This window comes from Pseudomonas sp. P9_2, from assembly GCF_034008255.1.
GTDB lineage: Bacteria > Pseudomonadota > Gammaproteobacteria > Pseudomonadales > Pseudomonadaceae > Aquipseudomonas > Aquipseudomonas synxantha_A.
In genome coordinates, this window is the sequence record NZ_CP125376.1 from 516,450 (window position 1) to 542,630 (window position 26,181).

Sequence of the window (26,181 nt, forward strand, 5' to 3'; positions counted from 1 at the left end):
CGCTGACCTCTGTGGGAGCCGGGCTTGCCCGCGATGCAGGCGACTCGGTGCATCAGTTGCACCGCAGCGATGCCATCGCAGGCAAGCCAGCTCCCACACAGAGCAGATTTCACTTGGCCTCTGCGTACTGCGCGCTGGCACTGGCCGTGAGCCTGGCCGGTTGCGCCGGCCTGCCCGACCAACGCCTGGCCAATGAAGCCCTCAAGCGCGGCGATACCGTCACCGCGCAGCAGAATTACCAGCAACTGGCAGACCTGGGCTACAGCGAGGCCCAGGTGGGCCTGGCCGATATCCAGGTCGGCACCCGCGACCCAGCGCAGATCAAGCAGGCCGAAGCCACTTACCGTGCAGCGGCGGACACCTCGCCGCGTGCCCAGGCACGCCTGGGTCGCCTGCTGGCGGCCAAGCCGGGCGCCACTGAGGCCGAGCACCACGAAGCCGAAAGCCTGTTGAAAAAAGCCTTTGCCAATGGCGAAGGCAACACCCTGATCCCGCTGGCGATGCTGTACCTGCAATACCCGCACAGCTTCCCCAACGTGAATGCCCAGCAGCAGATCAGCAAATGGCAAGCGGCCGGTTACCCGGAAGCCGGCCTGGCCCAGGTGCTGCTGTATCGCACCCAGGGCACTTACGACCAGCACCTGGATGATGTGGAGCGCATCTGCGAGGCCGCGTTGAACACCACCGATATCTGCTATGTCGAACTGGCCACGGTCTATCAGAAAAAACAGCAGCCTGAACAACAGGCCGAATTGCTCAAGCAGATGGAAGCAGGCTTCAGCCGTGGCAGCGTCACCGCCCAGCGCGTCGACAGCGTCGCCCGCGTACTCGGCGATGCCACCCTCGGCACCCCGGACGAAAAAACCGCCCAGGCTTTGCTTGAAAAAATCGCCCCCGGCTACCCGGCGTCCTGGGTCAGCCTGGCGCAGTTGCTCTACGACTTCCCCGAACTGGGCGATGTCGAGCAGATGATGAAGTACCTCGACAACGGCCGCGCCGCCGACCAGCCGCGCGCCGAATTGCTGCTGGGCAAGCTCTACTACGAAGGCAAGTGGGTGCCAGCCGACGCCAAGGCCGCCGAGGCGCATTTCGAAAAAGCCGTGGGCCGTGAAGTGGCCGCCGATTACTACCTCGGCCAGATCTACCGCCGTGGCTACCTGGGCAAGGTCTACCCGCAAAAGGCCCTGGACCACTTGCTGACCGCTGCGCGCAACGGCCAGAACAGCGCCGACTTTGCCATTGCCCAACTGTTTTCCCAAGGCAAGGGCACCAAGCCCGACCCATTGAACGCCTATGTCTTCAGCCAGTTGGCCAAGGCCCAGGACACGCCAGAGGCCAATGACCTGGCCACCCAGCTCGAAGCGCCGTTGACCCCTGAGCAACGCGCCGAGGGCCAACGCCTGGTGCAACAGGAACTGGCCGCCCGCGGCACCCTGGCCCAAAGCACGCTGCAACTGCACGCCCTGCAAGAAGAAGACGGCGAGGAATCCCTATGAAGCTCAACCCATTCGTCAAGGCCGGTATCGGCCTGTCCTTCGCCCTGCTGTGGTCGTGCCCGACCCTGGCCGCGCTGACCGAAGCCAAGAACTTCGGCCTGGAAGTCAAAGCCACCGCGCAGTCCGAAGACGACCGCGACCTGGGCACCCAGAAAGGCGGCGACGTCAACGGTATCGGCCTTGACCTGCGCCCCTGGATCTACGGCGAAAGCGGCGCGTGGAGCGCCTATGCCATGGGCCAGGCGGTGGTGTCCAGCGACATCATCGAGACCGACACCCTGCAACAGTCGGCCGATGACACCACCGAGCAGCAGTCGAGCAACGACGACCGCAAGGCCAAGAAAAACTATCTGGCCCTGCGCGAGTTCTGGGTCGGCTACAGCGGCTTCACGCCCTACCCCGGCGAGATCCTCAAGTTCGGTCGCCAGCGCCTGCGCAATGACGACGGCCAATGGCGCGACACCAACATCGAAGCGCTGAACTGGACCTTCGACACCACCTTGCTCAAGGCCAATGTCGGCGCCGCCGAACGCTTCAGCGAATACCGCACCGACCTCAAGGAACTCTCGCCAGTCGACAAGGACCGCCAGCACTTCTACGCCGACGCCGCCTACCAGTGGACGCCGGGCCAGTGGATCGGCCTGCGCGGCCACCACACCCATGACGACGGCAAGCTCGATTACGCCGAACCGGGTGTGGCCAGTGACCCGTTGGACAAGCGCGAAAACGGCGACCTGACCTGGCTCGGTATCGAAGCCAACAGCGATGCTTACAACTGGCGCAACACCAACACCGTCAACTACTGGGCCAGCATCACCGGCATGCGCGGCGACCGCGACAAGGTCAACGCCTTGAACGCCGACGGCACGCGCCCCACCAGCGCCAAGCGCAGCGATGACCTCAGCGGCTGGGCCACCGACATCGGTGTGCGCCTGCGCCTGGACCCGCAATGGCAAGTCGGCGCGGCCTATTCCCGTGCCAGCGCCGAATACGAACAGAACGGCCTGCAAAGCAACCGTTCGAACTGGACCGGCACCCAGTCCCGCGTGCACCGTTTCGGTGAAGCGTTTCGCGGCGAGATGAACAACATGCAGTCCATGAGCCTGTTCGGTTCCTGGCAGCTGCGCGAGGACTACGACGCCAGCCTGGTGTACCACAAGTTCTGGCGCGTGGACGGCAACAAGCCGGTGGGCAGCAACGGTATCGATGCGGTGCAGAACAACACCGACGACGTCACCGGCGCGATCCTCTCCAGCACCTCCCTGCCGCTGGAAGATGGCAAGAAGGACCTCGGCCAGGAGATGGACCTGGTGGTCACCAAGTACTTCAAGAAAGGCTTGCTGCCCGCCGCGCTGAGCCAGTCGATCGACGAGCCATCGGCCCTGGTGCGCTTGCGCGCCGGCGTGTTCAAGCCGGGCGACGCCTACGGCAGCCAGGTCGACTCCTACATGCACCGCGCGTTTGTCGACGTGGTCTGGAAATTCTGATGGGAGCCTGCGCCATGAATGCTCAAAGCCTACTCGTCGCGGCAATGCTGATGGCCAGCGCCACAGCGTTTGCCGATACGGCGGCCAAGGCGCCGATCATCGCCAAGGAACTGCAACAGGCCAAGACCTACACTATTTCCAGCCCGCCCACCGCGCCGCTGGAAATGGCCAAGCCGGCGCTGCCCGATCTGTCGGGCTACACCGCCGCCGCGATGGAAAAGAAGATCATCAAGACCAAGGCGGGCAAAATCAGCATCCGCCGCATGATGCAGGAAGACGCGCTCAAGGACTTTATCGGCGGCGATAACAAGATGGCCGAATGGGTGGTGCGCCAGCATGGCATCCCCCAGGCAATCTTTGTCGACGACGGCTACATGAACCTCAAGGACCTACTGGGCAAGGTGCCCAAGCAGTACTTCAGCGAAACGTCGCCGGGTGTCTTTTTGGCCAAACTGCCGATTGTGGTCGGACGCAAGGGCATCCTCGATATCGACAAGAACACCCAGGAATTGCGCCTGTCCCAGCAAGCTGGCTCATTTTTGATCAACGACGGCCAGTTGTTCGTACGTGACACCAAGGTCACCGGCTGGGATGAAAAAACCAACGGCCCTGCCCTGTTCAAATCGCCCAAGGAGTTCCGCCCATTCCTGCTGGCCTGGGGCGGCACTGAGACCTATATCTCCAAGACCAAGATGGCCAGCTTCGGCTACGCCAACAGTAAGTCCTACGGGGTGAGTATTTCCCAGTACACGCCGAACATGGCCAAGGTGCTCAAGCGTCCCGAGCCGACCGGTTGGATCATCGACTCCGAGTTCTCGGACATGTGGTACGGCTTCTACTGCTACGAGACCACAGGCTTTGTGATCAAGGGCAATACCTACAAAGACAACATCGTCTACGGCATTGACCCCCACGACCGCTCCCACGGCCTGATCATCGCCGACAACACGGTGTACGGCACCAAGAAGAAGCACGGCATCATCATTTCGCGGGAAGTGAACGACAGCTTCATCTTCAATAACCGCAGCTACGACAACAAGCTCTCGGGCCTGGTGATCGACCGTAACAGCGTGAACAACCTGATCGCCGACAACGAGATCTACCGTAACCACACCGACGGCATCACTCTCTATGAGAGCGGTGACAACCTGCTGTGGGGCAACAAGGTGATCAGCAACCGTCGCCACGGCATCCGCGTGCGTAACAGCGTGAACATCAAGCTCTACGAAAACACCTCGATGGCCAACGGCCTGACCGGCGTGTACGGCCACATCAAGGACTTGACCGACACCGACCGCGACATCGCCCTCGACCCATTCGATGCCAAGGTCTCGCTGATCGTGGTGGGTGGTGAACTGGCGGGTAACGGCAGCGGGCCGCTGTCCATCGATTCGCCGTTGAGTATCGAGTTGTATCGCGTGTCGATGCTGGCGCCGACCAAATCCAGCGGCATCAGCTTCTCCGGCATTCTGGGCGATCGCCAGGAAGAAATTCTCGACCTGCTGGTGCGCCAGCAGAAAGCCGTGCTGATCGACCCCGTCGAACGCCAGACCGAATTGCAGGACTGAGGATGACCCTTATGCACCCACACATGATCAAACTGCTGAGCCTCTCGGGTCTGACCCTCGGCCTGCTGGCGGCCAGCCAGGGCGTGCGCGCCGATGAAGTCAAGGCACCGACCTTCACTGCCGAGCCGTGCTGCAGCCTGTGCCCGGCGGCCCATGACGCGAAGAACTACACCACGCGCTACCAGCAGAACTTCACCACCCTGGTACAAGCCCAGGGCGATTGGTTGTTCCGTACCCAGGAAGACCTGCGCACCGAATTCGACACCACACCGGCCGGCTACAAACGCATGCAGCAATTGCACGATGCGTTCAAGGCCAAGGGCGTGGAACTGGTGGTGGTCTACCAGCCAACCCGTGGCCTGGTGAACCGCAACAAGCTCAACCCTGAAGAAAAAGCCAAGTTCGACTTCGACAAGGCGCTGACCAACTACAAGACCATGCTTGGGCGTTTCGCCAAGATGGGCTACGTGGTGCCGGACCTGTCGCCGCTGACCAACGAGCAGTTGCCGGACGAACTGCCGGCTCACGACTTCTACTTCCGCGGCGACCAGCACTGGACCCCCTACGGCGCCCAGCGCACGGCGAAGATCGTCGCGGCCAAGGTCAAGCAGATGCCGGAGTACGCCGAGATTCCCAAGCGCGAATTCGAGACCAAGCGCTCGGGCCGCATGGGCAAGACCGGCACCCTGCACAACATGGCCGGGCAACTGTGCGGCACCAGCTATGCGATCCAGTACATGGACCAGTTCACCACCGAGCCCAAGGGCGAAGCCGGTGACGGTGACCTGTTCAGTGATTCGGGCAACCCGCAGATCACCCTGGTGGGCACCAGCCACAGCGGCAAGAACTACAACTTCGCCGGTTTCCTCGAAGAAGAAATCGGTGCCGACATCCTCAACGTCGCCTTCCCCGGCGGTGGCCTGGAAGGCTCGATGTTGCAGTACCTGGGCAGCGACGAGTTCCAGAAGACCCCACCGAAGATCCTGATCTGGGAATTCTCGCCGCTGTACCGTCTCGACCAGGAAACCATCTACCGCCAGATGATGGCGCTGCTGGACAACGGTTGCGAAGGCAAGCCTGCACAGATGTCCGCCAGCACCACCCTCAAGCCCGGCAAGAACGAACTGATGGTCAACAGCGCGAACAGAGACCTGCGCAACGCCAACCATCAGGTCGACATCCGCTTCGCCGATCCATCGGTCAAAACCTTGCAAGCCACCCTCTGGTACATGAACGGTCGCCACGAGGACATCAAGATCGAGAAACCCGAGACATCCGATACAGACGGGCGTTTCGCCTTTGAACTGCGCACCGATGAAGACTGGGCCTCGCAGAACTTGCTGGCCGTGGAAGTACAGGGCCCGGAAAAGGGTGCTGCCGCGCAGAAAGTCGAAGCGAAAATTTGCACACGCAACGTATTCCCAAGCGGTGGTCAGCAGACCGCTTCAACTGGGCAATGAGGTTACTTATGCAGAAGCTATTGATTCCATCGTTACTGGGCCTGGCGATCTTCGCCGGGGCAGCCAACGCCGCCGCGCCGCTGCGCCCGCCCCAGGGCTATTTCGCACCGATCGAAGCGTTCAAGACCGGCGACTTCAAGGAAAACTGCGACACCATGCCGACCCCCTACACCGGGCCGTTGCAGTTTCGCAGCAAGTACGAAGGTTCGGACAAGGCGCGCTCCACGCTGAACGTGCAATCGGAAAAAGCCTTCCGCGATAGCACTGCCGATATCACCAAGCTGGAAAAAGACACCAGCAAACGGGTGATGCAGTTCATGCGCGACGGTCGCCCGCAGCAGCTCGAATGCACCCTGAACTGGCTGGTGTCGTGGGCCAAGGCCGACGCACTGATGTCCAAGGACTTCAACCACACCGGCAAGTCCATGCGCAAATGGGCACTGGGCAGCATGGCCTCGGCCTATGTACGCCTGAAGTTCTCCGAATCTCACCCGCTGGCCAACCATCAGCAGGAGTCGCAACAGATCGAAGCCTGGTTCAACAAACTGGCCGATCAGGTGGTGAGCGACTGGGACAACCTGCCACTGGAAAAAACCAACAACCACTCCTACTGGGCCGCCTGGTCGGTGATGGCGACCTCCATCGCCACCAACCGTCGCGACCTGTTTGACTGGGCCGTGAAGGAATACAAGGTCGGTGTGAACCAGGTCGATGACCAGGGCTTTTTGCCGAACGAATTGAAGCGTCAGCAACGCGCGCTGTCGTACCACAACTACGCCCTGCCGCCGCTGTCGATGATCGCCAGTTTTGCCCTGGTCAACGGCGTGGACCTGCGCCAGGAAAACAACAGCGCGCTCAAGCGCCTGGGCGACAAAGTGCTGGCCGGGGTGAAAGACCCGGACATCTTCGAGCAGAAGAACGGTAAAGAGCAGGACATGAAGGACTTGAAGCAGGACATGAAATTCGCCTGGCTTGAACCCTTCTGCACCCTCTACACCTGCGCACCGGATGTGATCGAGCGCAAGCACGGGATGCAACCGTTCAAGACGTTCCGCCTGGGTGGCGACCTGACCAAGGTCTACGACCCGGCGCACGAAAAAGGCAACAAAGGCAGCTGATACATAGCTCCCGGTTGGACTCGGTCCAACTGTGGGAGCTGGCTTGCCTGCGATAGGGGTCTGACATTCAACATTGATGTCGACTGATACACCGCCATCGCAGGCAAGCCAGCTCCCACAGTTAACCCGGTTCCTTCAGTGAAATTGCAATACAACCTCCCCCCGAAATCGTGGGGGGGTTTGGGGGGGCTCTGGCCCTTGACTGTTGGTTAAACATGGAGAGATCGGGATGGTTTTCTCGTCCAATGTGTTCCTGTTTCTGTTCTTGCCGATCTTTCTCGGCTTGTACTATTTGAGCGGGCAACGCTATCGCAACCTGCTGCTGCTGATTGCCAGCTATGTGTTCTACGCCTGGTGGCGAGTGGACTTCCTGGCGCTGTTCGCCGCCGTCACGCTGTGGAATTACTGGATCGGCCTCAAGGTCGGTGCCGCTGGCGTGCGCACCAAGCCGGCGCAGCGCTGGCTGCTGCTTGGCGTGGCGGTCGACCTGTGCATCCTCGGCTACTTCAAGTACGCCAACTTCGGCGTCGACAGCATCAATGTGATGATGAAGTCGGCCGGCCTGGAGCCGTTCATTCTCACCCACGTGCTGTTGCCGATTGGTATCTCGTTCTACATCTTCGAGTCCATCAGCTACATCATCGACGTGTACCGCGGCGACACCCCGGCGACCCGCAACCTGATCGACTTCGCGGCGTTCGTGGCAATCTTCCCGCACCTGATCGCCGGTCCCGTGCTGCGTTTTCGCGACCTAGCCGACCAGTTCAACAACCGCACCCACACCCTCGACAAGTTCTCCGAGGGTTGCACGCGGTTCATGCAGGGCTTCATCAAGAAGGTATTTATTGCCGACACCCTGGCGGTGGTGGCCGACCATTGCTTCGCCCTGCAAAACCCCACCACGGGTGACGCCTGGCTCGGCGCACTGGCCTACACCGCGCAGCTGTACTTCGATTTCTCCGGCTACAGCGACATGGCCATCGGCCTGGGCTTGATGATGGGTTTCCGCTTCATGGAAAACTTCAAGCAGCCCTACATCAGCCAGTCGATCACCGAGTTCTGGCGGCGCTGGCACATCAGCCTCTCTACCTGGCTGCGTGATTACCTGTACATCACCCTGGGCGGCAATCGTAAAGGCACGTTGACCACCTACCGCAACCTGTTCCTGACCATGCTGCTCGGTGGCCTGTGGCACGGCGCCAACATCACCTACATCGTGTGGGGCGCCTGGCACGGCATGTGGTTGGCGATTGAAAAAGCCATCGGCCTCAATACTGCGCCGCGCAGCTTCAACGTGTTGCGCTGGGCCTTCACCTTCCTGCTGGTGGTGATGGGCTGGGTGATCTTCCGCGCCGAAAACCTGCACGTCGCAGGCCGCATGTACGGTGCGATGTTCAGCTTCAGCGAATGGTCGCTGTCGGAACTCAACCGCGCCAACCTTACTGGCCTGCAAGTGGCAACGTTGGTGGTGGCCTACGCAACCCTGGCGTTCTTCGGCCTGCGCGATTTCTACACCAACCGCCCTGCCGACAAGACCAAGCCAGCCGACCCGAGCCTGATCAAGGCGGTACCGGGCGACAACCCAGGCAGCATTCACGAGCCCGGTTTCAGCGTGGGCCGTGACGCCGCCGTGCAACCGGCCTACTGGACCGCTGACTGGCCACGCTACGCCATGCGCGCTGCGGTGCTGCTGCTGTTCGTGGCGTCGATTCTGAAACTGTCGGCGCAGAGTTTCTCGCCGTTCCTTTACTTCCAATTCTGAGGGAGCCGACCATGACCCGTTCATTACGCGTCCTCTATATCGGCCTGTTCCTGGTGCTGCTGCTGGCACTGGGGGCGTGGTCACTGCGCAGCTTCTTTGGCTTCAGCACCAACGCTGATGCCACAGTGCTTAACGGTCGCTGGACCAAAGCCGTCGAGACTCACTACGACGAGGAGTTCCCGATCAAGCGCCTGGGCACCAACCTGTGGGCTGCGCTGGACTACAAGCTGTTCAATGAAGGTCGCCCTGGCGTAGTGCTGGGCCGCGACCACTGGCTGTACAGCGACGAGGAGTTCAATCCGGCCGTCAACGAAGACCAGAACCTTGAAGGCAACTACGCGCTGGTCGAAGGCGTGCGCCAGAAACTCAAGGCCCAAGGCATCCAACTGGTGATGGCGATTGTGCCGGCCAAGGTGCGCCTGTACCCGGAACACCTGGGTGAGGTGAAACCGGCGAGCATTCACGCCAACCTGTACCAGGACTTCCACGCCCGGGTCGCCGCCGACAACATCCCGGCCCCCGACCTGCTCGGCCCGCTGCAACAGGCCAAGCTGGGTGGCAAGCAGGTGTTCCTGCGTACCGACACTCACTGGACTCCGGACGGTGCGCAAGTCGCTGCCACGCAATTGGCCAAGGCGATTGCCGACAAGACCCCGCTGAGTGGCGAGCCGCAGCGTTTTGTCACCGAGGCCGAGAAAACCGAGCCGCATAAAGGCGACCTGCGTTTGTTCCTGCCCCTGGACCCGCTGTTCGAAAACCTGATGCCGCCCAAAGAGCCGCTGGAAAAACGCGTCACGCACCTGGCCGAAGAGAAAGGTGACGACGCGCTGTTCAGCGACAGCGAAACCCCGGTGGCCCTGGTGGGCACCAGCTACAGCGCCAACCCCAACTGGAACTTCGTGGGCGCGCTCAAGCAAGCCTTGCACAGCGACGTGGTCAGCTACGCCGAAGACGGCCACGGCCCGATCCTGCCGATGCTCAGCTACCTCAAAAGTGACGATTTCAAGAACAACCCGCCCCAGGTGCTGATCTGGGAATTCCCCGAACGCTATCTGCCCGTGAATAACGAAATCGGTGACGCCGACCCAGCGTGGGTTGCGCAGCTTAAACAAGCCGGTTCGCGCCAACAGAACATGGCAATCAATACATCTAAATCCGAGACGCCCGACCGGGCGCAAAACTGAAAGAGAGGTAACTCACATGACTTTCACTACTACTCCTCGTCGTCTCGCCAAGACCCTGGCTATCGCTGCCGGCCTGAGCTTCGTATCAATGTCCGCCTTTGCCGGTGGTGACGCCGCCCTCTACGGCCCAACCGCGCCGAAGGGCTCCAGCTTCGTGCGCATATACAACGCCAGCAACCAGGAAGTCAGCGCCACCGTCGGCGCCACCAACCTCAGCGACGTTGCACCGTTGGCCAGCAGCGACTTCAGCTTCATGCCGGGCGGTGACTACAGCGCCAAGGTCGGCAGCCAGACCGTACCGGTCAAACTCGCCGCCGACCACTACTACACCCTGGTCAACAGCGGCAGCGGCCAACCGCAGTTGATCGAAGAACCGCCGTTCAAGAACAAGCAGAAATCCCTGGTACGCGTGCAGAACCTCAGCGACAAGGCCCTGAGCCTGAAAACTGCCGACGGCAAGACCGATGTGGTCAAGTCGGTAGCCGCCAAGGGCCGTGGCGAACGTGAGATCAACCCGGTGAAGGTAAGCCTGGCGTTGTATGACGGCGACAAGAAGGTCGGCGATGTGAAGCCGGTAGCGCTGGAGCGTGGTGAGGCAGCGGTGCTGTATGTCACCGGCTCCGGTTCGAGCCTGTCGCCAGTGTGGGTGAAACGCCCAGTGTCGACCCGCTGATTATTTCCCTGAGTTGACACGTCCCCTTGTGGGAGCTGGCTTGCCTGCGATGGCGGTCTTTTAGGCGCCATCGCAGGCAAGCCAGCTCCCACACTGACCGGTTTTCAACTCAGGACCGAGACAAAAACAAGAGTGAAACGACAAACCTTCGTAGCTCTGACCCAAACTGATTCAAGGAGAAACACCCATGATCCCAGTAATCCTTTCCGGTGGTAGCGGCTCACGTCTTTGGCCGCTTTCGCGTAAACAGTTCCCAAAACAATTCCTGGCCCTGACCGGCGAGCACACCTTGTTCCAGCAAACCCTGGAACGCCTGGTGTTCGAAGGCATGGACTCCCCTATCGTGGTCTGCAACAAGGATCACCGCTTCATCGTCAACGAGCAACTGAGCGCACGTAAGCTTGAATGCCAACGCATCCTGATGGAGCCCTTTGGGCGCAACACCGCACCGGCCGTGGCCCTGACCGCGATGATGCTGGTCAACGAAGGCCGTGACGAGCTGATGCTGGTGCTGCCTGCCGACCACGTGATCGACGACCAGAAAGCCCTGCAACGTGCCCTGGCCCTGGCCACTGTGGCGGCCGAGCGTGGCGAGATGGTGTTGTTCGGCGTACCGGCGACCCGTCCGGAAACCGGCTATGGCTACATCAAGTCCACCAACGACTCGCTGCTGCCCGAAGGCGTGAGCCGCGTGCAGCAGTTCGTGGAAAAGCCCGATGAAAAGCGCGCCATCGAGTTCGTCAAAAGCGGTGGTTACTTCTGGAACAGCGGTATGTTCCTGTTCCGCGCCAGCCGCTTCCTCGAAGAGCTGAAAAAGCACGATCCGGACATCTACGACACCTGCGTGCTGACCCTGGAACGCAGTGAGCAGACCCACGACACGGTCACCTTCGACGACGCCACCTTCGCCTGCTGCCCGGACAACTCCATCGACTACGCCGTGATGGAAAAGACCCAACGCGCCTGCGTGGTGCCATTGGCCGCCGGCTGGAGCGACGTGGGTTGCTGGGCCTCGCTGTGGGCGGTCAACGACAAAGACGCCAACGGCAACGTGAGCAAAGGCGACGTAGTGATCCAGGACAGCCGCAACTGCATGGTGCATGGCAACGGCAAACTGGTATCGGTGATCGGCCTGGACAACATCGTGGTGGTGGAAACCAAAGACGCGATGATGATTGCCCACAAGGACAAGGTCCAGGGCGTCAAGCAGATGGTCAACACGCTCAACGAACAGGGCCGCAGCGAAACCCAGAACCACTGCGAAGTCTACCGTCCGTGGGGCTCCTACGACTCGGTGGACATGGGCGGCCGCTTCCAGGTCAAGCACATCTCGGTCAAACCGGGTGCGTGCCTGTCGCTGCAGATGCACCACCACCGCGCCGAACACTGGATTGTGGTCAGCGGCACCGCGGAAGTCACCTGTGACGACAACGTGTTCCTGCTCTGCGAGAACCAATCCACCTACATCCCGATCGCCTCGGTGCACCGCCTGCGCAACCCGGGCAAGATCCCACTGGAGATCATCGAAGTGCAATCGGGCAGCTACCTGGGGGAAGACGATATCGAGCGGTTCGAAGATATCTACGGTCGCTCGACGCCGGTTGAACGTGGCGTGTCAGTGAAAACTATCGCGCAGTAAAACAGTCGTACAAGAAGCCCTCGCCCAGCCCATTGCGTCCCCTATCCGCAGTGGGTTGGGTGGGGGCTTTTTGTTGAGGGCTTTGTGGTGAATAGGCCGAAAGCACGACAGTCATCATGGCCACCCAATACCGGCCAACGCCATGGGCTTATATTTAAATCGGCGTTCTCCCATGAGAAATAACGCGATCGACTAATTCACCGTTAGGCCCACCCCGGTACTTCAAAGGAATGGAAAACGGCACATCCACATAGAAAATATGCGGATTATCAGGGCTTTGGATAACATTTAACCCCGACGTATTGACTTCGTAGTAGCGCGACATTTTATCCATCGCATTGCCATACTTACGCTTCCCAAAGATGGTTTCGGAAATCTGTCGGGCAGGCATATTCCCTGGCGTCAAGTCCGTAAAGTAATGCCGGCCTCGCTTTCCGGGCAGAGGTCGACCGCTCAAATCTGAACTTGAAGGTGAAAGGCTCCTATCGGCCATGATTGCGGCATGCGGTTTATCCCCGGTGTAGTGATAAAAAACATTCTTACCTTTTACCGGTGGCTCCATCAGCGCTTTTTCTCCCGGAAAGCTTTCCGGCACCCTCGGTCGCTTATTGGCCGGTTGAGCACTTGTCGCGTTACTCGTGCCGACGCTGCCTGAAGAGCTGCCTTGGTCAAACGGGCGCTTGCTCGGCCGAGATGCCCCCGTAGCAGTGGGAGCCCCGCCCGGCAATCGGCTCAAACGCCACTCACCGTTACCCGCGGACTCCAGAAATGCTTGAACCCTATAGAGCTTCGACGTCTCCAGTGGCGCCTGAGGATCCACGATAGCGACCCGCCCGTCACGTGCGTGGAAGGCCGAATCAATCTGATACACCTTGTTGACCCCCGTACTGTCGGTAAAGCGCACGTAAAAATCATTGCCCAAGTTATAGGTACCGTCTGGCCTCAAAGGGCGACCTTTGATGACGTCTTCCGACACGGAGAAGGTGCTCAGATTAAGGTTTGGACGCGCGCCAGCCGTTGGTGCTCTGACGATGACTGGAGGGGCTGGCGGGACCACCGAGCTTTTGAACACCGGCCGCAACGGCACGGCACTCACATTGGGAATACCAGAGGCGGCCAGCGTGAAATCCGAGTAGACCGCACGCAGTGCGCCCGGGCTTTTGAGCAGCCGCGGCAAGATTCGGGCATTGGCGCGCAAGGCCGTCACGGCAGCCTTTCCTAAGCGAACCCCCATGGAGATGCCTTTTCCGAGCACTGGCAACAAGTCGAGGAAGATGGAGGCCACCTCAACGCCGAACTGAACTTTGTTGATTCTCGATTGATACGCGACCTCTGCGCTGCTGACGCTTTGGTGGTCCGCGTGATCGATGAGTAACTTTACTTTCTGCTTGTACAGCTCATCCTGAAAGTTGCCATCGAAGGGCTTGAGTGTCACGGGAACGTCCGTCAACTTAAGCACCTTGATAAGCGTATCCAGAGCGCGCAAGGGGTTCTTCGTCGGATCGAATGTGTGTGCCTTGATCGCCTCGCCAGCTTTAACCACGTCGCTCTTATCGACCGGTGACGCTCTGCTCGCGGTGTAGAGCCGCCACTCCTTTTTCGCCATCAAGGCGTTCAAGGCGCTCAGATCCGCCACCTCGCGAAAACACACGCCATCGGGCGCATTCGGCGTGCACAGTACAAGCGAGGCGTCTGTGTCATTGCCAATCACCATCGCTCCCTGAACCGGCAACCCACGCTGGATAAGGGCATTGGTGACAATTTTTTTCCCATCCACCAAAGGCCGGTCAGCCGGGTCCGGGTAATCAAGAACAGCCGCGACCCACTGCGCCCCTCGCTTGGTGCTAGTGTCTTGGGTAGCGTCTATGTTGTAGCTATTGGGGTTGAGTGCTGCGAGAAAAGCCTCTTTATCCAGCATGTCGCTCAGGTGGGTTTTCCACGCATTGCGGACGTCGCCGGCCGCACCCGACGGGGCATCCGCGGCCAACTCCTGTTTAAGCAGCTCGGTATAGGCTCCTCCTACATCAGCAGTGTTGACCAACGCTTTGAGCTGCTCGGTATTCAGGACGACCTGCTTGCCATCGTCGCCCAACAGAGGGTTGCCGTGAGTATCCGTCAGCGGTAATTCGAAGGTGAGCTGGGTGAAGTGGCCGTGCTGGACGGCTGGAAACTCACTGGGGTTTTTCAGCGCCAGATCAGTCAGCGATACGCGGTGGTGCTTGACGGTGAGCGTATGACTGCTGCTTTGCCCGCCAGTGTGAGGATTGGACCTGGTTTTCACCCGCACCATCAGCTTGTCCGCATCGACCTGTGCAGCGGGGAACTGCCGTTTGATTGCTTCGTTCATCCGGTCGCGGGAAAAGCTACCCAGAGAAGGAAGGGTTGCCAGCGATGACGCCAGCGCATTTGCACTGCGGGCCTCGGTGTGTTCCAGGTAATCAAACAACGCTTCCTGGGCCGGGCTCAGGTTTTTCAGCCACTCGGGGGCCAGCTTGTCAGCCAGTTGTTCATCCCGCGCCGCCATGGCGTTGTCGCTACTGAGCAAGTACGACCAGTCAGCGGCATCATCCATGCGCTTGAGTGCTCCCGGCTCTGTCGATACCCGGGCGAGATTCGCAACGACTTCCTCCTGCTGACGCTTGAGCATCCAGGGGATGCCCTCGGCCAGCACATCCCCCGTCAAGGGTGAGGCGCTCAACATCACATCGTCGCCAGAGGGCGGTTCGGACTTGTTTTGTAACGACAACGGCAGTGTTTGCAACAATAGGTCAGCGTCGGTACCTCCCCCGTCAAGGCGCGCTGCAATCGCCTGGCGCGCCAGGGCCGGCGTCGCGAACTGCTCGAACCCCTCACCCGGGGTGTACAGCACGACCGGCCCGTTCGTCTCATCAAGTGCCAGGGTCCGGCTTTTGGTCCAGACGGGGGGCGTGGCCCCGGAGCCGTCGGTGCTGGTGATCAGGAAGCAGCCCGCCATCAAGGCTCCCCCCTCGCTACCGTCATCAACGGTAAGCGGGTAGACACCAGGGCGTGCGCCATTGGGGAAGGCCGCTTCCCGTTCAGCCAGCGTGGGGTATTGCAGTGCTGCGTCGATCAACCGCTTGCTCGCCGCGCTCAGTGTTCCATCGCTCACGCGCAATGCCGCCAGCGTCGAAAGTTGCTGCTTGTGCAAGGTCAACAACTGGTCTTGAGGGGCCTGCAGAACCTGAGGGTCTTTCAACGTCGGGCGGGGGGTTGTCCAGAAGGTTTGAAGGACCATCGGAAACTGCGTGACGATGCGCTGGGCAATCGTATCCAGGGTCAACTGTGGCGTGACGAGGGTGCTCGGGCTGGTGTCCGTGGCACGGGTAAAAATGCCGGACTGTTCAACGTCGTCTGCCTTGGGCTGCTTGTCAGGATTGGCCAGCAAGTTCGCCACCTTCCTGTTCAAGGCGTCCAGCACCGGCTCGGACGACAGTGTTTTGATAGAGCCATCGTCCTGCTCGACCCAGCGCTTGAAGACCAGGTCTTGTGGCTTCAAGGTCGACATGTACGGAAACATTTGGCCCACTTGCTGACGCAGGAAGTCCTGGAAGCTCGGTTGCTCACCGTGCAAACGCTGCATGTCGCGGGATTGAAGGGCGTGTTGGGTGACAAACGCCTCCTGATTGGTAACCTTGAATTGCTGCATGAGCCGTGGGTATTCCAGCCTGGCCGGGGGGATGCCGGCCGAGGTGGGAAGAGGAATATCGTCCGGCGCGTAGGTCAATACCGGTGGCAGGTGCACGGGCTTTAGCGGGGGGGTGTCAACGGCAATATCGGTTTGGGTGGCCAATGCGTTTGGGGCAACAACGCTTTGTGGGGGGGAAAGGTGGGTCGAGTTGTCGGTCGCTGCAAACATAAAATAAACCTTACATAGAAGAGTTGAACGTCGCCGCTACCTCCCTGTAGGTCGTCAGATAAGTGGACGTTCAATGCGCTCCGGTTCCTGCCAGGAATGTAAGCTCAAGTAGCAGATCGCTGTGAGCTCTGCTGAATAAGATCAAGTACCAGGGCGCTGTACGGCCCTATTGATTGAAGTAAAAAACACCTGCTTTGCGTACAGCCCCCTCCCACATTTGAATGTGTTCACAAATCAAAGGTGGGAGGGGGCTTGCTCCCGATGAGGCCCGCAGGGTCACCACAGCACTCAAGGTAACCAATCCCACCTACGCTTCAGTTAGGATGCTCGTTCCCCATTCGAGGTGGTCTCCATGTTCTTCGGCGTTCTCCTGATCATTACCTGGCTGATCCTGCTGCTGCGTTACCCGGCCAAGGCACTGCCGGTTTCGCTGGCCGCTGCGGTCGGCCTGGGTTTCGTCGCCGTCTGGGTGGTGTGGCTGGACAACCGCGAAGCCGCGCAACTGGCACGCCTCGAGTTGCGCATCAGCTACGCCCCTCAGGACTGCCCCGCCGACCGACCGCTCAAACTGACCCTCAACAACGGCAACGACGTACCGCTCACCGAGCTGCGCTGGCGCGTCGCCGCCTATGCACCGGGCGATACGGTCAACCTGGCCGACAACGTCTACGCCGCCCCACGCTATCGCGGCCCCGGCGAATTGCAGGCCGGCGCCACCTGGGACGATTGCCTGCCCACACCGCCCCTGCGCCCTGGCTATCGCCCACAAACCCTGGAATTTCGCGCCGAGCACCTGCAAGGCAGTTTCTCGGACTGACAAAGGAATGATGCATGCTCAACGTACTGATCACCGGTTGCTCCAGCGGCATCGGCCGCGCCCTCGCCGACGCGTTCAAAGCCGCAGGCTTCAACGTGTGGGCCAGCGCCCGCCAACCCGATGACGTCGCTGCGCTTACCGCTGCAGGCTTTAATGCCGTGCAACTGGACGTCAACGACAGCGCCGCCCTGAAACGATTGTCCGAACAGTGGGGCGAGCTGGATGTACTGATCAACAACGCCGGCTACGGCGCCATGGGCCCGTTGCTCGACGGCGGCACCGAAGCGATGCAGCGCCAGTTCCAAACCAATGTGTTTTCTATCGTCGGCGTGACCCAGGCGCTGTTTCCGGCCTTGCGTCGCAGCAAGGGCCTGGTGGTGAACATCGGCAGTGTTTCCGGCGTATTGGTGACGCCGTTCGCCGGCGCCTACTGCGCATCCAAAGCCGCTGTGCATGCCTTGAGCGATGCCCTGCGCATGGAACTGGCACCGTTTGGCGTGCGGGTGATGGAAGTGCAGCCCGGTGCGATCAATACCCATTTTGCGAAGAATGCCGGGGCCCAGGCCGAATTGTTGATCAATGAAACGTCGCCGTGGTGGCCGCTGCGCGAGGGCATTCGCGCGCGCAGCCAAGCCTCCCAGGACAAGCCAACTCCAGCCACTGAGTTTGCGGCGGATGTGCTCAAGGCCGTGCAACAAGACCAGCCACCGCGCCTGCTACGCTCGGGCAACGGCAGCCGCGCACTGCCGTTGATGGCGGCGCTGTTGCCCAAGGGGTTGCTGGAGAAGGTGTTGAAGAAGCGCTTTGGCTTGGGCGGCGTGTTGTAAGCACGCGTGAAGCCTACCTGCCAAAACTCGGGATGAGTGCCATAATCGCCGCCTGCCTCTTGAAACTGACCGGCCCATAAGGGTAATGCGATGGAAATCAGAAAAATTCGACTGAATAACGTCGGTCGTTTTACCGACTTGGAAGTCGCCTTTGCGCCTACCGAAAAGCATGCGTCGAAGGTGACGGTGTTTGTGGGGAATAATGGGGCGGGGAAGACGACAATTCTGAAGTCGCTGGCGACGGCGCTTAGTTGGTTTGTAGCGAGAGTGAAGACTGAAAGAGGGAGAGGCTCGTCGATTGCTTCAGAGGTCATTAAAAACGCTGCCAACACAGCCGCCATCTACATTGAAATAAACGACACCAGGCATTCAAAACGCTCAACTTATTACTGGACGATTTCCCAGTCACGCCAAGGTCGAATGGGGTTGGGCACCAGTGAACTTGCAGATGCAACTGAATTGGCTGGTAACTACCGGTACCATTGGTCATTGGTGGACGAAAACATCTCTCTACCTATGATCGCTTTTTATCCTGTAGAGCGGTCCGTATTACAAATTCCGCTAGCCATCAAAAAAACTAAAAACTCTGCTGACCAACTGAGCGGTTATGAAAACTCCTTGGGAGGAAGCGTAAATTTTTCACACTTTTTCGAATGGTTCCGAGACCGTGAGGATGGTGAAAATGAAGCTGCCATACCTTTCGATGTATTGGTCCACCTGAAAAAAACTTTCGGGGCAGACAAAGAATTTGTTGATGAGCTGAATCGCGTACAAAATGCCTCAAGAGACCGCCAACTCTCAGCAGTGCGCTCTGCAATTACCGTATTTATGCACGACTTTGACAACTTGCGAGTTCAACGAACACCTAACCTACATATGGCAATTGATAAAAAAGGGGTGACACTTAATGTCTCACAACTTTCTCAAGGCGAAAAATCTTTAATGGCCTTGGTTGGTGATATCGCCCGTCGTCTCGCCATAATGAACCCCGCTTTAGAAAACCCATTATATGGATCAGGCATTGTTCTGATAGACGAAGTAGATCTTCACCTACATCCCAAATGGCAAGGCAATCTTATTTGCCAGTTGACTGAAACCTTCCCCAACTGCCAATTCATCCTGACGACCCATTCTCCATTAGTGATCAGCGATGCCAAGGATGTCTTGTGCTACGTCCTCGATGACGGCGAATTGGAAGAACGCAATGGCCTCTATGGCTTGGACGCTAACCAAGTGCTGATTAGTGTCATGGACACGGACGTGCGTAATAGTAAGGTTCAGGCCAGTCTTGATCGTCTATTGGAACTGGTGCAAGACAAAAAGCTAAGCAAGGCCAAGGTCCTCTTCGAAGAGTTGTCCTCAGACCTTCCTCCAGGACATATCGAACTCACCAAAGCCGCCCTTCTGATTCGCAAACTGGAGTTGCGCAGTGCGTAAGATCATCAAAGGAGATGAACCCGCAGCACTAACGCAATGGAAACGTGCAAACCCAAAGGGTCGCTACCAAGACTTGGCGCATGAGCCAAGCCAATCCATTCGGCAGGCATGCGTCGAAGAACAACATGGACTTTGTGCTTACTGCTGCCACGAAATCACTGCTAACAACGCTCGCAATGAGCATGTTCAAGCTCGAAAACTCGCGCCAAATCGCACATTGGATTTTTCCAACATCGTCGCTAGCTGCGACAGGTCCAAACAATGCGACAAAGCCCACGGCCACCAAGTATTACCACTCACACCGTTAATGGATGAATGCGAAAGCGAACTGAAATTTTATATTTCAGGACGAGTGGAGGGGCTGACCCCAAGCGCAGCAACCGCCATTAAAGTGCTAAACCTGGGTGACAGCCATGAAAGCAACCGAGCATTGATTAATGCCCGAAAAACTCTAGTGGAAGCGCTTCTGTATGAGGGGGGAGTAGAGCTCGAAGTAGAAAATACCGAGCTGTTGCTCCTGTTAATGGATGAGTTGAGCGTTCCAGACGCCAACAACCGACTGAAACCTTTCGCGCCTGTCCTCATAAACGTCATCCGCCAGCTAACCACCTGACATTATCCCTTCATAAAATCAATAAACGCCCGCACCTTAAGCGGCAAATGCCGGGTATCCGGATACATCGCGTAGACCCCTTGAGGCGCGAAGCGATGGTCCGCCAACACACGCACCAGCCGTCCCGCCTCCAAATCCTCCTGCACAAGCCACTGTGGCAAGATCGCCACACCGTGGCCACGCACCGCAAACGCCTGGAGCACCGCGGCACTGTCGGCCACCAACGCGGCCGGACCTGCGCGGTATTGATGCTCATCACCGGCAGGGTTGGTCACGCTCAACTCAGTCAAGCGACCATGGCCCAGCCTGGGCACCTGCTCCAACTCCTCCAGGGTCTGAACGCCCGCAAACGCTGGCGCCGCGACAGCGAACACTTCAAACGTCGACAACTGCACCGCCCGATGATTGGAGTCCAGCAAGCGCCCCAGCCGAATCGCCACGTCAAAACGCTCGGAGATCAAATCGGCGTGGGTGGAGGATGTGGATAAGTGGATATTCAGGTCCGGGTGCAGGCGGCGAAACGCTTCCACCGCCGGGGCGACCACGGCCAGGGCATACTCGACTGTGGTGGTGATGCGCAGCGTACCTTTGAGCTGCGCATGTTCGGAACGGGCCTCTTCCACCGCCAGGCGCGCCTCTTCGAGCATTCGTGTGCAGCGCAGGTAGAAACGTTCGCCGGCATCGGTGAGCGCCAGTTGGCGAGTGTTGCGGGTCAGCAGGGTGACGCCCAACTCCGCCTCCAGGCGCTTGAGGTTGAAGCTGACCACGGCGCGGGTCTGGCCGAGCAGATCCGCGGCGGCCGTGAGCGAGCCGGCCTCGACCACGGCCTTGAAGGTGTCGAATCGATCCAGGCTGACCATGGGCCACGCCCTCCGTTTGTCAAAATATTTTTGACAAACTAACAGGCAAACCGAGGTATCCCAAACCCTGCTTGCCGCCTACCCTGCGCGCTTCATTCGCAGGATCGCGTTCATGACCTACCGCTCGAAAGTCGCCTGGATCTTTCTACTGGGCTTTGCCCTGGACCTGGTGAACATGTTTGTCGCCACCGTCGCCTACCCGGACATCGCCCGCGAACTGCACGCCTCGGTCACGCAGCTGGCGTGGATCAGTAATGCCTACATGCTCGGGCTAACGGTGATCATTCCCTTGAGCGTGTGGCTGGCGGCGCTCATGGGCGAGCGCACCCTGATCGCCACCAGCCTGCTGCTGTTTGCCGGGGCATCGGTGATGGTCGGCCAGGCCGGCTCCATCGAGACGTTGATTGGCTGGCGCGCTGTGCAGGGGCTCGGTGGCGGCTTGCTGATTCCAGTGGGGCAAGCCATGGCTTACCGACACTTTCCCGCGGCCGAGCGCAGCCAGTTGACGGCGCGGGTCATGTCGGTGGCATTGCTGGTACCGGCATTGTCTCCAGCGCTGGGTGGGGTGATTGTCGACAGCCTGTCCTGGCGCTGGATTTTCTACGCCAACCTGCCTCTGGCGCTGGTGACCCTGCTGCTGGCGCTGCTGTGGATAAAACCCGATGTGCCTTCCACCGTACGCCCGCCCCTGGACCTGGGCAGTATGTTCAAACAAGCCGCCAGCCCGATGCTGCGTGTGGCAATGCTGGTTTACCTGTGTATTCCGGGGATATTTATCGGCACCAGCCTGATCGCCATCCTCTACGTGCGTGACCTGGGGTATGACGCCACCCAGACCGGCGCACTCATGTTGCCGTGGGCATTGGCCTCAGCCGTGGCGATCTACCTGAGCAAGCAACTCTTCAATCGTTGTGGCCCGAAACCCTTGCTGGTGGCGGGCATGGCGCTGCAATGCGGCGGCATCCTGTTGCTCAACGAGCCGGCGCTGATGATTGCGGCCTACGTCCTGATGGGCCTGGGCGGCAGCCTGTGCAGCAGCACCGCACAGACCCTGGCCTTTCTGGATATTCCCGCCGAGCGCATGGGCCACGCCAGCGCGTTATGGAACATGAACCGGCAAGTGAGCTTCTGCGTGGGCGCCGCCTTGCTCAGTGCAGTACTGTCGACCTTGGATTCCTTCGCCATAACCTTCACGATAGCGGCAGCTCTGACCCTGTTGCCGCTTTTCGCAGTGCTGCGTCTGGATGCGTCCAAGGTACGCAGGCTGCTTCACCCTTGCAGCGAGCCCAACCATGATTGACTACAGCGATTTTTTTGAAGAAGTGATCCAGACTCATGTCGAGATCGAGCAGTGGTTTGCCGGCGTTGCGCCTGAGGGCACGCTGCAAAATCTGCTGGCGCGCTTCTCACCGGAGTTCAGCATGGTCGCGCCGGCCACCGGTACGCGGGTCAACAGGGCCGGGGTCAATGCGTTGTTCACGCGCCTGGGTGGGATGCGGCCGGGGTTGAAAATCACCTTGAGTGAAATGACCGGGATTGATCGTCATGCGCGGGGAGCCACGGTGACGTATCGCGAGCATCAGCTGGATGACAGTGGCACCCAGACAGATCGCCGCGCCACGGTGGTGTTCGAGAAGCAGGCCAGTGGTGCGCTTTTGTGGCGTCACTTGCATGAGACGTTCATCAAGGCTTAACGCGGGCCTGAATGTGGGAGGGTCTTGCCCCCGATGAGCATAGGTATCTACGCAACTTCAGTTCGCAGCCCCCTACGGTAACCACGATGCAAAGCGAGCCGCTCTTGATCTTGATCTGCTTTTGATCTTAGGCGCCCTCCCAAATCACTGTCGGATTACGGGCACACCGAGCCTAGGCGAGGTGCCCAGTGGTGGGGCAAGAGCCTTTTGCTTACTTTTGGCTGGGCCGGCATTCCGGCTCTTTTCAAAAGTGAGCCGCTGTAAGAGCGGAACCAATAGCAGCCGTTACCCAAATAACGGATATGTACTCGGTCTGATCCAACATTTTGGTCGGCTGTCAGGCCGCCATCGGGGGCAAGCCCCCTCCCACAGGGTCCCGCGGTGTACCGAAAAGTTGTGTAGATACTTCATGCCCCTCCCACATTTTTAGTTTTGTGTTGGGTTTACGATCACGGTGCAGGTAATCCCTGCCGCCAGCAGCACGCCTTCGGGCACTTCATCAATGTGAATGCGCACCGGCACACGCTGGGCCAAACGTACCCAATTGAAAGTCGGGTTCACATCGGCGATCAGTTCCCGGCTCTCAGGGTTGTCGCGATCGTAGATACCGCGCGAAATGCTTTCCACGTGACCCTTGAGTGTCTCGCCGCTCATCAATTGCATATCGGCTTTATCCCCGACGTTGACGTGGGGTAGCTTGGTTTCTTCAAAGAAGCCATAGACCCAGAACGAATTCATATCCACCACAGCCATCTTCGCTTCACCGATACGCGCATAGTCGCCGCGATGCACGTTGAGGTTGGTGACGTAGCCGTCCACCGCCGACAGCACGCGGGTACGTTTCAAGTTGAGTTCAGCGGCCTCCAGTTGCGCCAGGGCGTGCTGGTAATCGGCCAGGGCCGAGTCGGCGATGTTACTGGCGTCGTCGCGGTTTTCCCTGGAGATCACCAGAGCGTCAAGGTCGGCGCGGCGGTGGGCGTTGAGCTTGCGCATCTCCCAGGTAGCCTTGCGTGAAGCCACCAGCGATTGCGCCTGCTTGACCGCGATGCGGTAATGCTCGGGGTCGATCTGCATCAGCAGGTCGCCTTTTTTCACCAACTGGTTATCGCGTACCGGCACCTCTACCACTTCGCCGGTAACGTCCGCCGCGACGTTGATGATGTCGGCGCGCACGCGGCCGTCGCGGGTCCATGGCGTTTGCATGTAGTGCACCCACAACGTGCGGCCAATCCAGATCGCCAGGGCCAGCACCAGCAAGGTCGCGAGCAGGCTGAAAAACTTTTTCATCGGGGCATTCTCAACGGTAGACGCTCAGCGCCAGGGCGCCGAACAGGCAAGCAAACAGGCTCAGGCGCAACAGCGCCGGGTGCCAGAAAAACCGGTACAGGTCGAACCCGGCCAGAAAGCGATCAATCGCCCAGGCCAGCCCGGCGGCGATCAGGAACATCAGGGTCATGGTCGGCATATAGATGCCGTGGAATGCGATTTCACGGGGCATTCGAGGCTCCTTTGAGGGCCGCCAGTGGCGATTGCGGGTCGAGCAACGAGGTGCGGATAAAGTGCAGGTAGCTCTTTACCCGGCGCAGGGCTGAGGTATCGAAGTGCGGGGCGAAAGGTTCGTCGGTGGCCTGCACGCGGCTGATCGCATGGTCGACGGCGATCAAGCCGCGCTCCAGGTTGCTGGCGCTGGGTTGCAGGAACAACCGCACCAGCGAACGGCCCATCACGCGGATCGCCTGGCGCCACGGCTGGGACTCGGCATAGGCCGGATGCACCGGCAGAATCGCCTGTTCCTTGCGCAACTCGATGATTGCGTGACCGACCTCCAGCACCACGAACATCCAGCGCAACAGGTCGCGTTGCACCTGCGGCTGGCCGGCCGCGAGGCCATAAGCCTGGTGCAGCAGGTCGCGGGTACGGCTTTCAAAACTCGACGCCAGGCCCTTGAGCTTGCCGCTGATCGCATACACCACCTGCTCACGCAGGTCCTGCTCCAGGCGGCGCCACAGCCAGCGGCTGTTGGGCGGCAGGATGATCGCCCCCGCCGCCGCGCACACCAACATGCCGATGACCATGGCGATGTAGTCGTTGATAAAGGTGTAGGGGTTGTAGACCGTGAGGTTGTCCGGCACCGAGCCGGTGCTGAAGAAAATCAACAGGCCCACGCCGACACCGGCGTACTGCGGGCGGGAGGAGAGGAAAGCACCGAAGATGATCACCGGTGCGAGCATCACGCACAGCAGCGGGAAGCCGTCGATCCAGGGGAACACGAAGAACATTTCGACAAAGCCGACCAAGGCGCCGATCAAGGTGCCGCAGGCCATCTGGAACGCCATGCGCTTGGGGTTGGGTGTGGCAGCGGAGAGGCCCACCGTGGCCGCCGCGATCAAGGTCATGGTCGCGCCGCTGGGCCAGGCGGTGGCTACCCAGTAACTGCCCAGCACGATCAGGATAAACGAGGCCCGCACCCCGGCGGCGGCGCAGGCCAGCCAGTTGGTTTTTGGCGTATAGGCTTCGTGCCAGTCTTCCCGCGCATGGCGGTGATCAGCCAGTGAGGCGTGGGTTTGTGCGTAGTTGTGCAGGTCGTCAACGAAGCGGTACAGCAGCTCGTAGGCCGTATGAAAGTCCAACTGCTCGGCTTCGGTCGGGTTATCGCCCTGGAAGCTCGCCCGCAGGCTGCGCACCTTGGCGGGCAGGTCGTCCTTGTAGGCGCTCAGTTGATTGACCAGGCGCGCGGCGTCCGGGCTGGTGAGGGCGCGACCGGAGAAGCTGTCGAGCACTTCGGCCAGGTCTTGCAGCCCGGGCTTGATCGCTGCGACCACATGATCGGCCTCATCGGCACGCAAGCGTTCAAGCAACTGGTGCAAGGCGTTGAAGCGCGTGGTGATGCTCATGAATTCGCTGTTGAGGCGACTGAGCCGCCCGTTGCGTCGGCGCATGTGCGGGTCTTCGAATACGGTGACGCTGCGCAGCCCTTCCAGACCCACGGCTTCGGCGATAAAACGCACGTTACTGGCCTCGAACCCTTCGCGCTGGCTGCGCCCGCGCAGGCCGTCGGTGACGAACAGCGCGAACACGCCAAAGCGCTGGTACAGCGCGTTGCGCATGGCGGCGCTGGAGGTCTGCGGCAGGATGGCGGCGCTGACCACTGTCGAGCACAGAATCCCCAGGGAGATTTCCAGCACCCGCCACACCGCTGCCATAAAGGCGCCGTCCGGGTGGGCCAGTGCCGGCAGGCCGACCATCGCGGCGGTGTAGCCGGCAAGCACAAACCCATAGGCGCGGAAGTTGCGGTTGCGCGTAGCGCCAGCGGTACAAATGCCCACCCAGATCGCCAGCGCACCGAGGAACAGTTCGGTGTTCTGCGCAAACAAGGCGATCAGCAGCACCATCACCGCCGAGCCTGCCAGGGTGCCGAGGAAACGGTAGAAACTCTTGGCGAACACCTGGCCGCTCTGGGGCTGCATCACGATAAACACGGTGATCATCGCGGTGCGCGGTTGCGGCAGTTCCAGGCGCATCGCCAGCCACAGCGTGAGGAACGCGGCGACCAGCACCTTGAAGATATACACCCAGGTCACGCCGTCGCTGCGTGCCCAGTCGAAAAAGCCACGGCGCCACTCAAGGGAATGCAGCCAGCGCAGCGGTGCAGGCAAGGAAGTCATCGAA

General features: G+C 59.9%; 20 protein-coding genes. 15 read left to right on the forward strand and 5 right to left on the reverse strand.

The features are described 5' to 3' along the window. Window positions 1–47 precede the first annotated feature (47 nt). The 9 genes from algK to QMK52_RS02225 all read left to right on the forward strand — a co-directional run bounded on the left by algK (window position 48) and on the right by QMK52_RS02225 (window position 12,387). The gene (algK, locus tag QMK52_RS02185; RefSeq protein WP_320404220.1) at window positions 48–1,496 is read left to right on the forward strand and encodes an alginate biosynthesis TPR repeat lipoprotein AlgK; all 1,449 of its coding nucleotides are present in this window, start codon (window positions 48–50) and stop codon (window positions 1,494–1,496) included. Then, a complete protein-coding gene (locus tag QMK52_RS02190) occupies window positions 1,493–2,983 on the forward strand; it encodes an alginate export family protein (protein ID WP_005785011.1) in 1,491 nt (496 codons plus the stop codon). Before algK ends, QMK52_RS02190 begins: the two co-directional genes overlap by 4 nt. After that, entirely contained in the window at window positions 2,983–4,551 is a 1,569-nt protein-coding gene (algG, locus tag QMK52_RS02195; protein ID WP_005785009.1) for a mannuronan 5-epimerase AlgG, read from the forward strand. Before QMK52_RS02190 ends, algG begins: the two co-directional genes overlap by 1 nt. An 11-nt stretch (window positions 4,552–4,562) precedes the next feature. Beyond that, window positions 4,563–6,011 (forward strand): alginate O-acetyltransferase, encoded by a 1,449-nt coding sequence (locus QMK52_RS02200; protein ID WP_194440154.1) that lies wholly within the window; start codon window positions 4,563–4,565, stop codon window positions 6,009–6,011. Window positions 6,012–6,019: 8 nt separating this feature from the next. Beyond that, window positions 6,020–7,129, forward strand: a complete 1,110-nt coding sequence (locus tag QMK52_RS02205; RefSeq protein ID WP_005785006.1) for a mannuronate-specific alginate lyase — start codon at window positions 6,020–6,022, stop codon at window positions 7,127–7,129. A 229-nt stretch (window positions 7,130–7,358) separates the two neighbouring features. Beyond that, window positions 7,359–8,891 carry an MBOAT family O-acyltransferase gene (locus QMK52_RS02210; protein ID WP_032877692.1) on the forward strand — a complete coding sequence of 511 codons (1,533 nt, stop codon included), beginning with the start codon at window positions 7,359–7,361 and terminating at the stop codon, window positions 8,889–8,891. Window positions 8,892–8,902: 11 nt separating this feature from the next. Beyond that, window positions 8,903–10,075 carry an alginate O-acetyltransferase gene (locus tag QMK52_RS02215; RefSeq protein WP_005785003.1) on the forward strand — a complete coding sequence of 391 codons (1,173 nt, stop codon included), beginning with the start codon at window positions 8,903–8,905 and terminating at the stop codon, window positions 10,073–10,075. A gap of 16 nt (window positions 10,076–10,091) precedes the next feature. Continuing rightward, window positions 10,092–10,748 (forward strand): alginate O-acetyltransferase AlgF, encoded by a 657-nt coding sequence (locus QMK52_RS02220; protein WP_005785001.1) that lies wholly within the window; start codon window positions 10,092–10,094, stop codon window positions 10,746–10,748. Between the two features lie 187 nt (window positions 10,749–10,935). After that, on the forward strand, window positions 10,936–12,387 hold the full coding sequence (locus QMK52_RS02225; protein ID WP_005784999.1) for a mannose-1-phosphate guanylyltransferase/mannose-6-phosphate isomerase: 1,452 nt from the start codon (window positions 10,936–10,938) through the stop codon (window positions 12,385–12,387). A 154-nt stretch (window positions 12,388–12,541) separates the two neighbouring features. On the opposite strand, the gene QMK52_RS02230 is transcribed toward QMK52_RS02225, so the two are convergent. Next, window positions 12,542–16,264 (reverse strand): dermonecrotic toxin domain-containing protein, encoded by a 3,723-nt coding sequence (locus QMK52_RS02230; RefSeq protein WP_320403778.1) that lies wholly within the window; start codon window positions 16,262–16,264, stop codon window positions 12,542–12,544. A 352-nt stretch (window positions 16,265–16,616) separates the two neighbouring features. On the opposite strand from QMK52_RS02230, the gene QMK52_RS02235 reads away from it, so the two are divergent. The 4 genes from QMK52_RS02235 (at window position 16,617) to QMK52_RS02250 (ending at window position 19,958) form a co-directional block, all read left to right on the forward strand. Then, window positions 16,617–17,081 (forward strand): hypothetical protein, encoded by a 465-nt coding sequence (locus QMK52_RS02235; RefSeq protein ID WP_005784995.1) that lies wholly within the window; start codon window positions 16,617–16,619, stop codon window positions 17,079–17,081. Between the two features lie 14 nt (window positions 17,082–17,095). Beyond that, window positions 17,096–17,908 (forward strand): SDR family oxidoreductase, encoded by an 813-nt coding sequence (locus QMK52_RS02240; RefSeq protein ID WP_194440151.1) that lies wholly within the window; start codon window positions 17,096–17,098, stop codon window positions 17,906–17,908. 90 nt (window positions 17,909–17,998) lie between these two features. Continuing rightward, complete coding sequence (locus tag QMK52_RS02245) at window positions 17,999–19,345, forward strand: AAA family ATPase (protein WP_320403779.1); 1,347 nt, start codon at window positions 17,999–18,001, stop codon at window positions 19,343–19,345. Then, window positions 19,338–19,958 carry a retron system putative HNH endonuclease gene (locus QMK52_RS02250; RefSeq protein WP_320403780.1) on the forward strand — a complete coding sequence of 207 codons (621 nt, stop codon included), beginning with the start codon at window positions 19,338–19,340 and terminating at the stop codon, window positions 19,956–19,958. The genes QMK52_RS02245 and QMK52_RS02250 overlap by 8 nt, the downstream gene beginning before the upstream one ends. Window positions 19,959–19,960: 2 nt before the next feature. On the opposite strand, the gene QMK52_RS02255 is transcribed toward QMK52_RS02250, so the two are convergent. Further along, a complete protein-coding gene (locus tag QMK52_RS02255) occupies window positions 19,961–20,818 on the reverse strand; it encodes a LysR family transcriptional regulator (protein ID WP_320403781.1) in 858 nt (285 codons plus the stop codon). Between the two features lie 112 nt (window positions 20,819–20,930). On the opposite strand from QMK52_RS02255, the gene QMK52_RS02260 reads away from it, so the two are divergent. Together QMK52_RS02260 and QMK52_RS02265 are read left to right on the forward strand one after the other, a co-directional pair. Further along, on the forward strand, window positions 20,931–22,118 hold the full coding sequence (locus QMK52_RS02260; RefSeq protein WP_005784987.1) for an MFS transporter: 1,188 nt from the start codon (window positions 20,931–20,933) through the stop codon (window positions 22,116–22,118). Continuing rightward, on the forward strand, window positions 22,111–22,512 hold the full coding sequence (locus QMK52_RS02265) for a hypothetical protein (RefSeq protein WP_005784985.1): 402 nt from the start codon (window positions 22,111–22,113) through the stop codon (window positions 22,510–22,512). Before QMK52_RS02260 ends, QMK52_RS02265 begins: the two co-directional genes overlap by 8 nt. 426 nt (window positions 22,513–22,938) lie before the next feature. On the opposite strand, the gene QMK52_RS02270 is transcribed toward QMK52_RS02265, so the two are convergent. The 3 genes from QMK52_RS02270 to QMK52_RS02280 are packed head-to-tail and all read right to left on the reverse strand — an operon-like array spanning window position 22,939 to window position 26,177. After that, window positions 22,939–23,799, reverse strand: coding sequence for an HlyD family secretion protein (locus QMK52_RS02270; RefSeq protein WP_194440148.1), 861 nt, complete (start codon window positions 23,797–23,799; stop codon window positions 22,939–22,941). Between the two features lie 10 nt (window positions 23,800–23,809). Next, on the reverse strand, window positions 23,810–24,010 hold the full coding sequence (locus QMK52_RS02275) for a DUF1656 domain-containing protein (RefSeq protein ID WP_005784982.1): 201 nt from the start codon (window positions 24,008–24,010) through the stop codon (window positions 23,810–23,812). Then, window positions 24,000–26,177: an FUSC family protein gene (locus tag QMK52_RS02280; protein WP_320403782.1), complete on the reverse strand. Its 2,178-nt coding sequence runs from the start codon at window positions 26,175–26,177 to the stop codon at window positions 24,000–24,002. The genes QMK52_RS02275 and QMK52_RS02280 overlap by 11 nt, the downstream gene beginning before the upstream one ends. Window positions 26,178–26,181 lie beyond the last annotated feature (4 nt).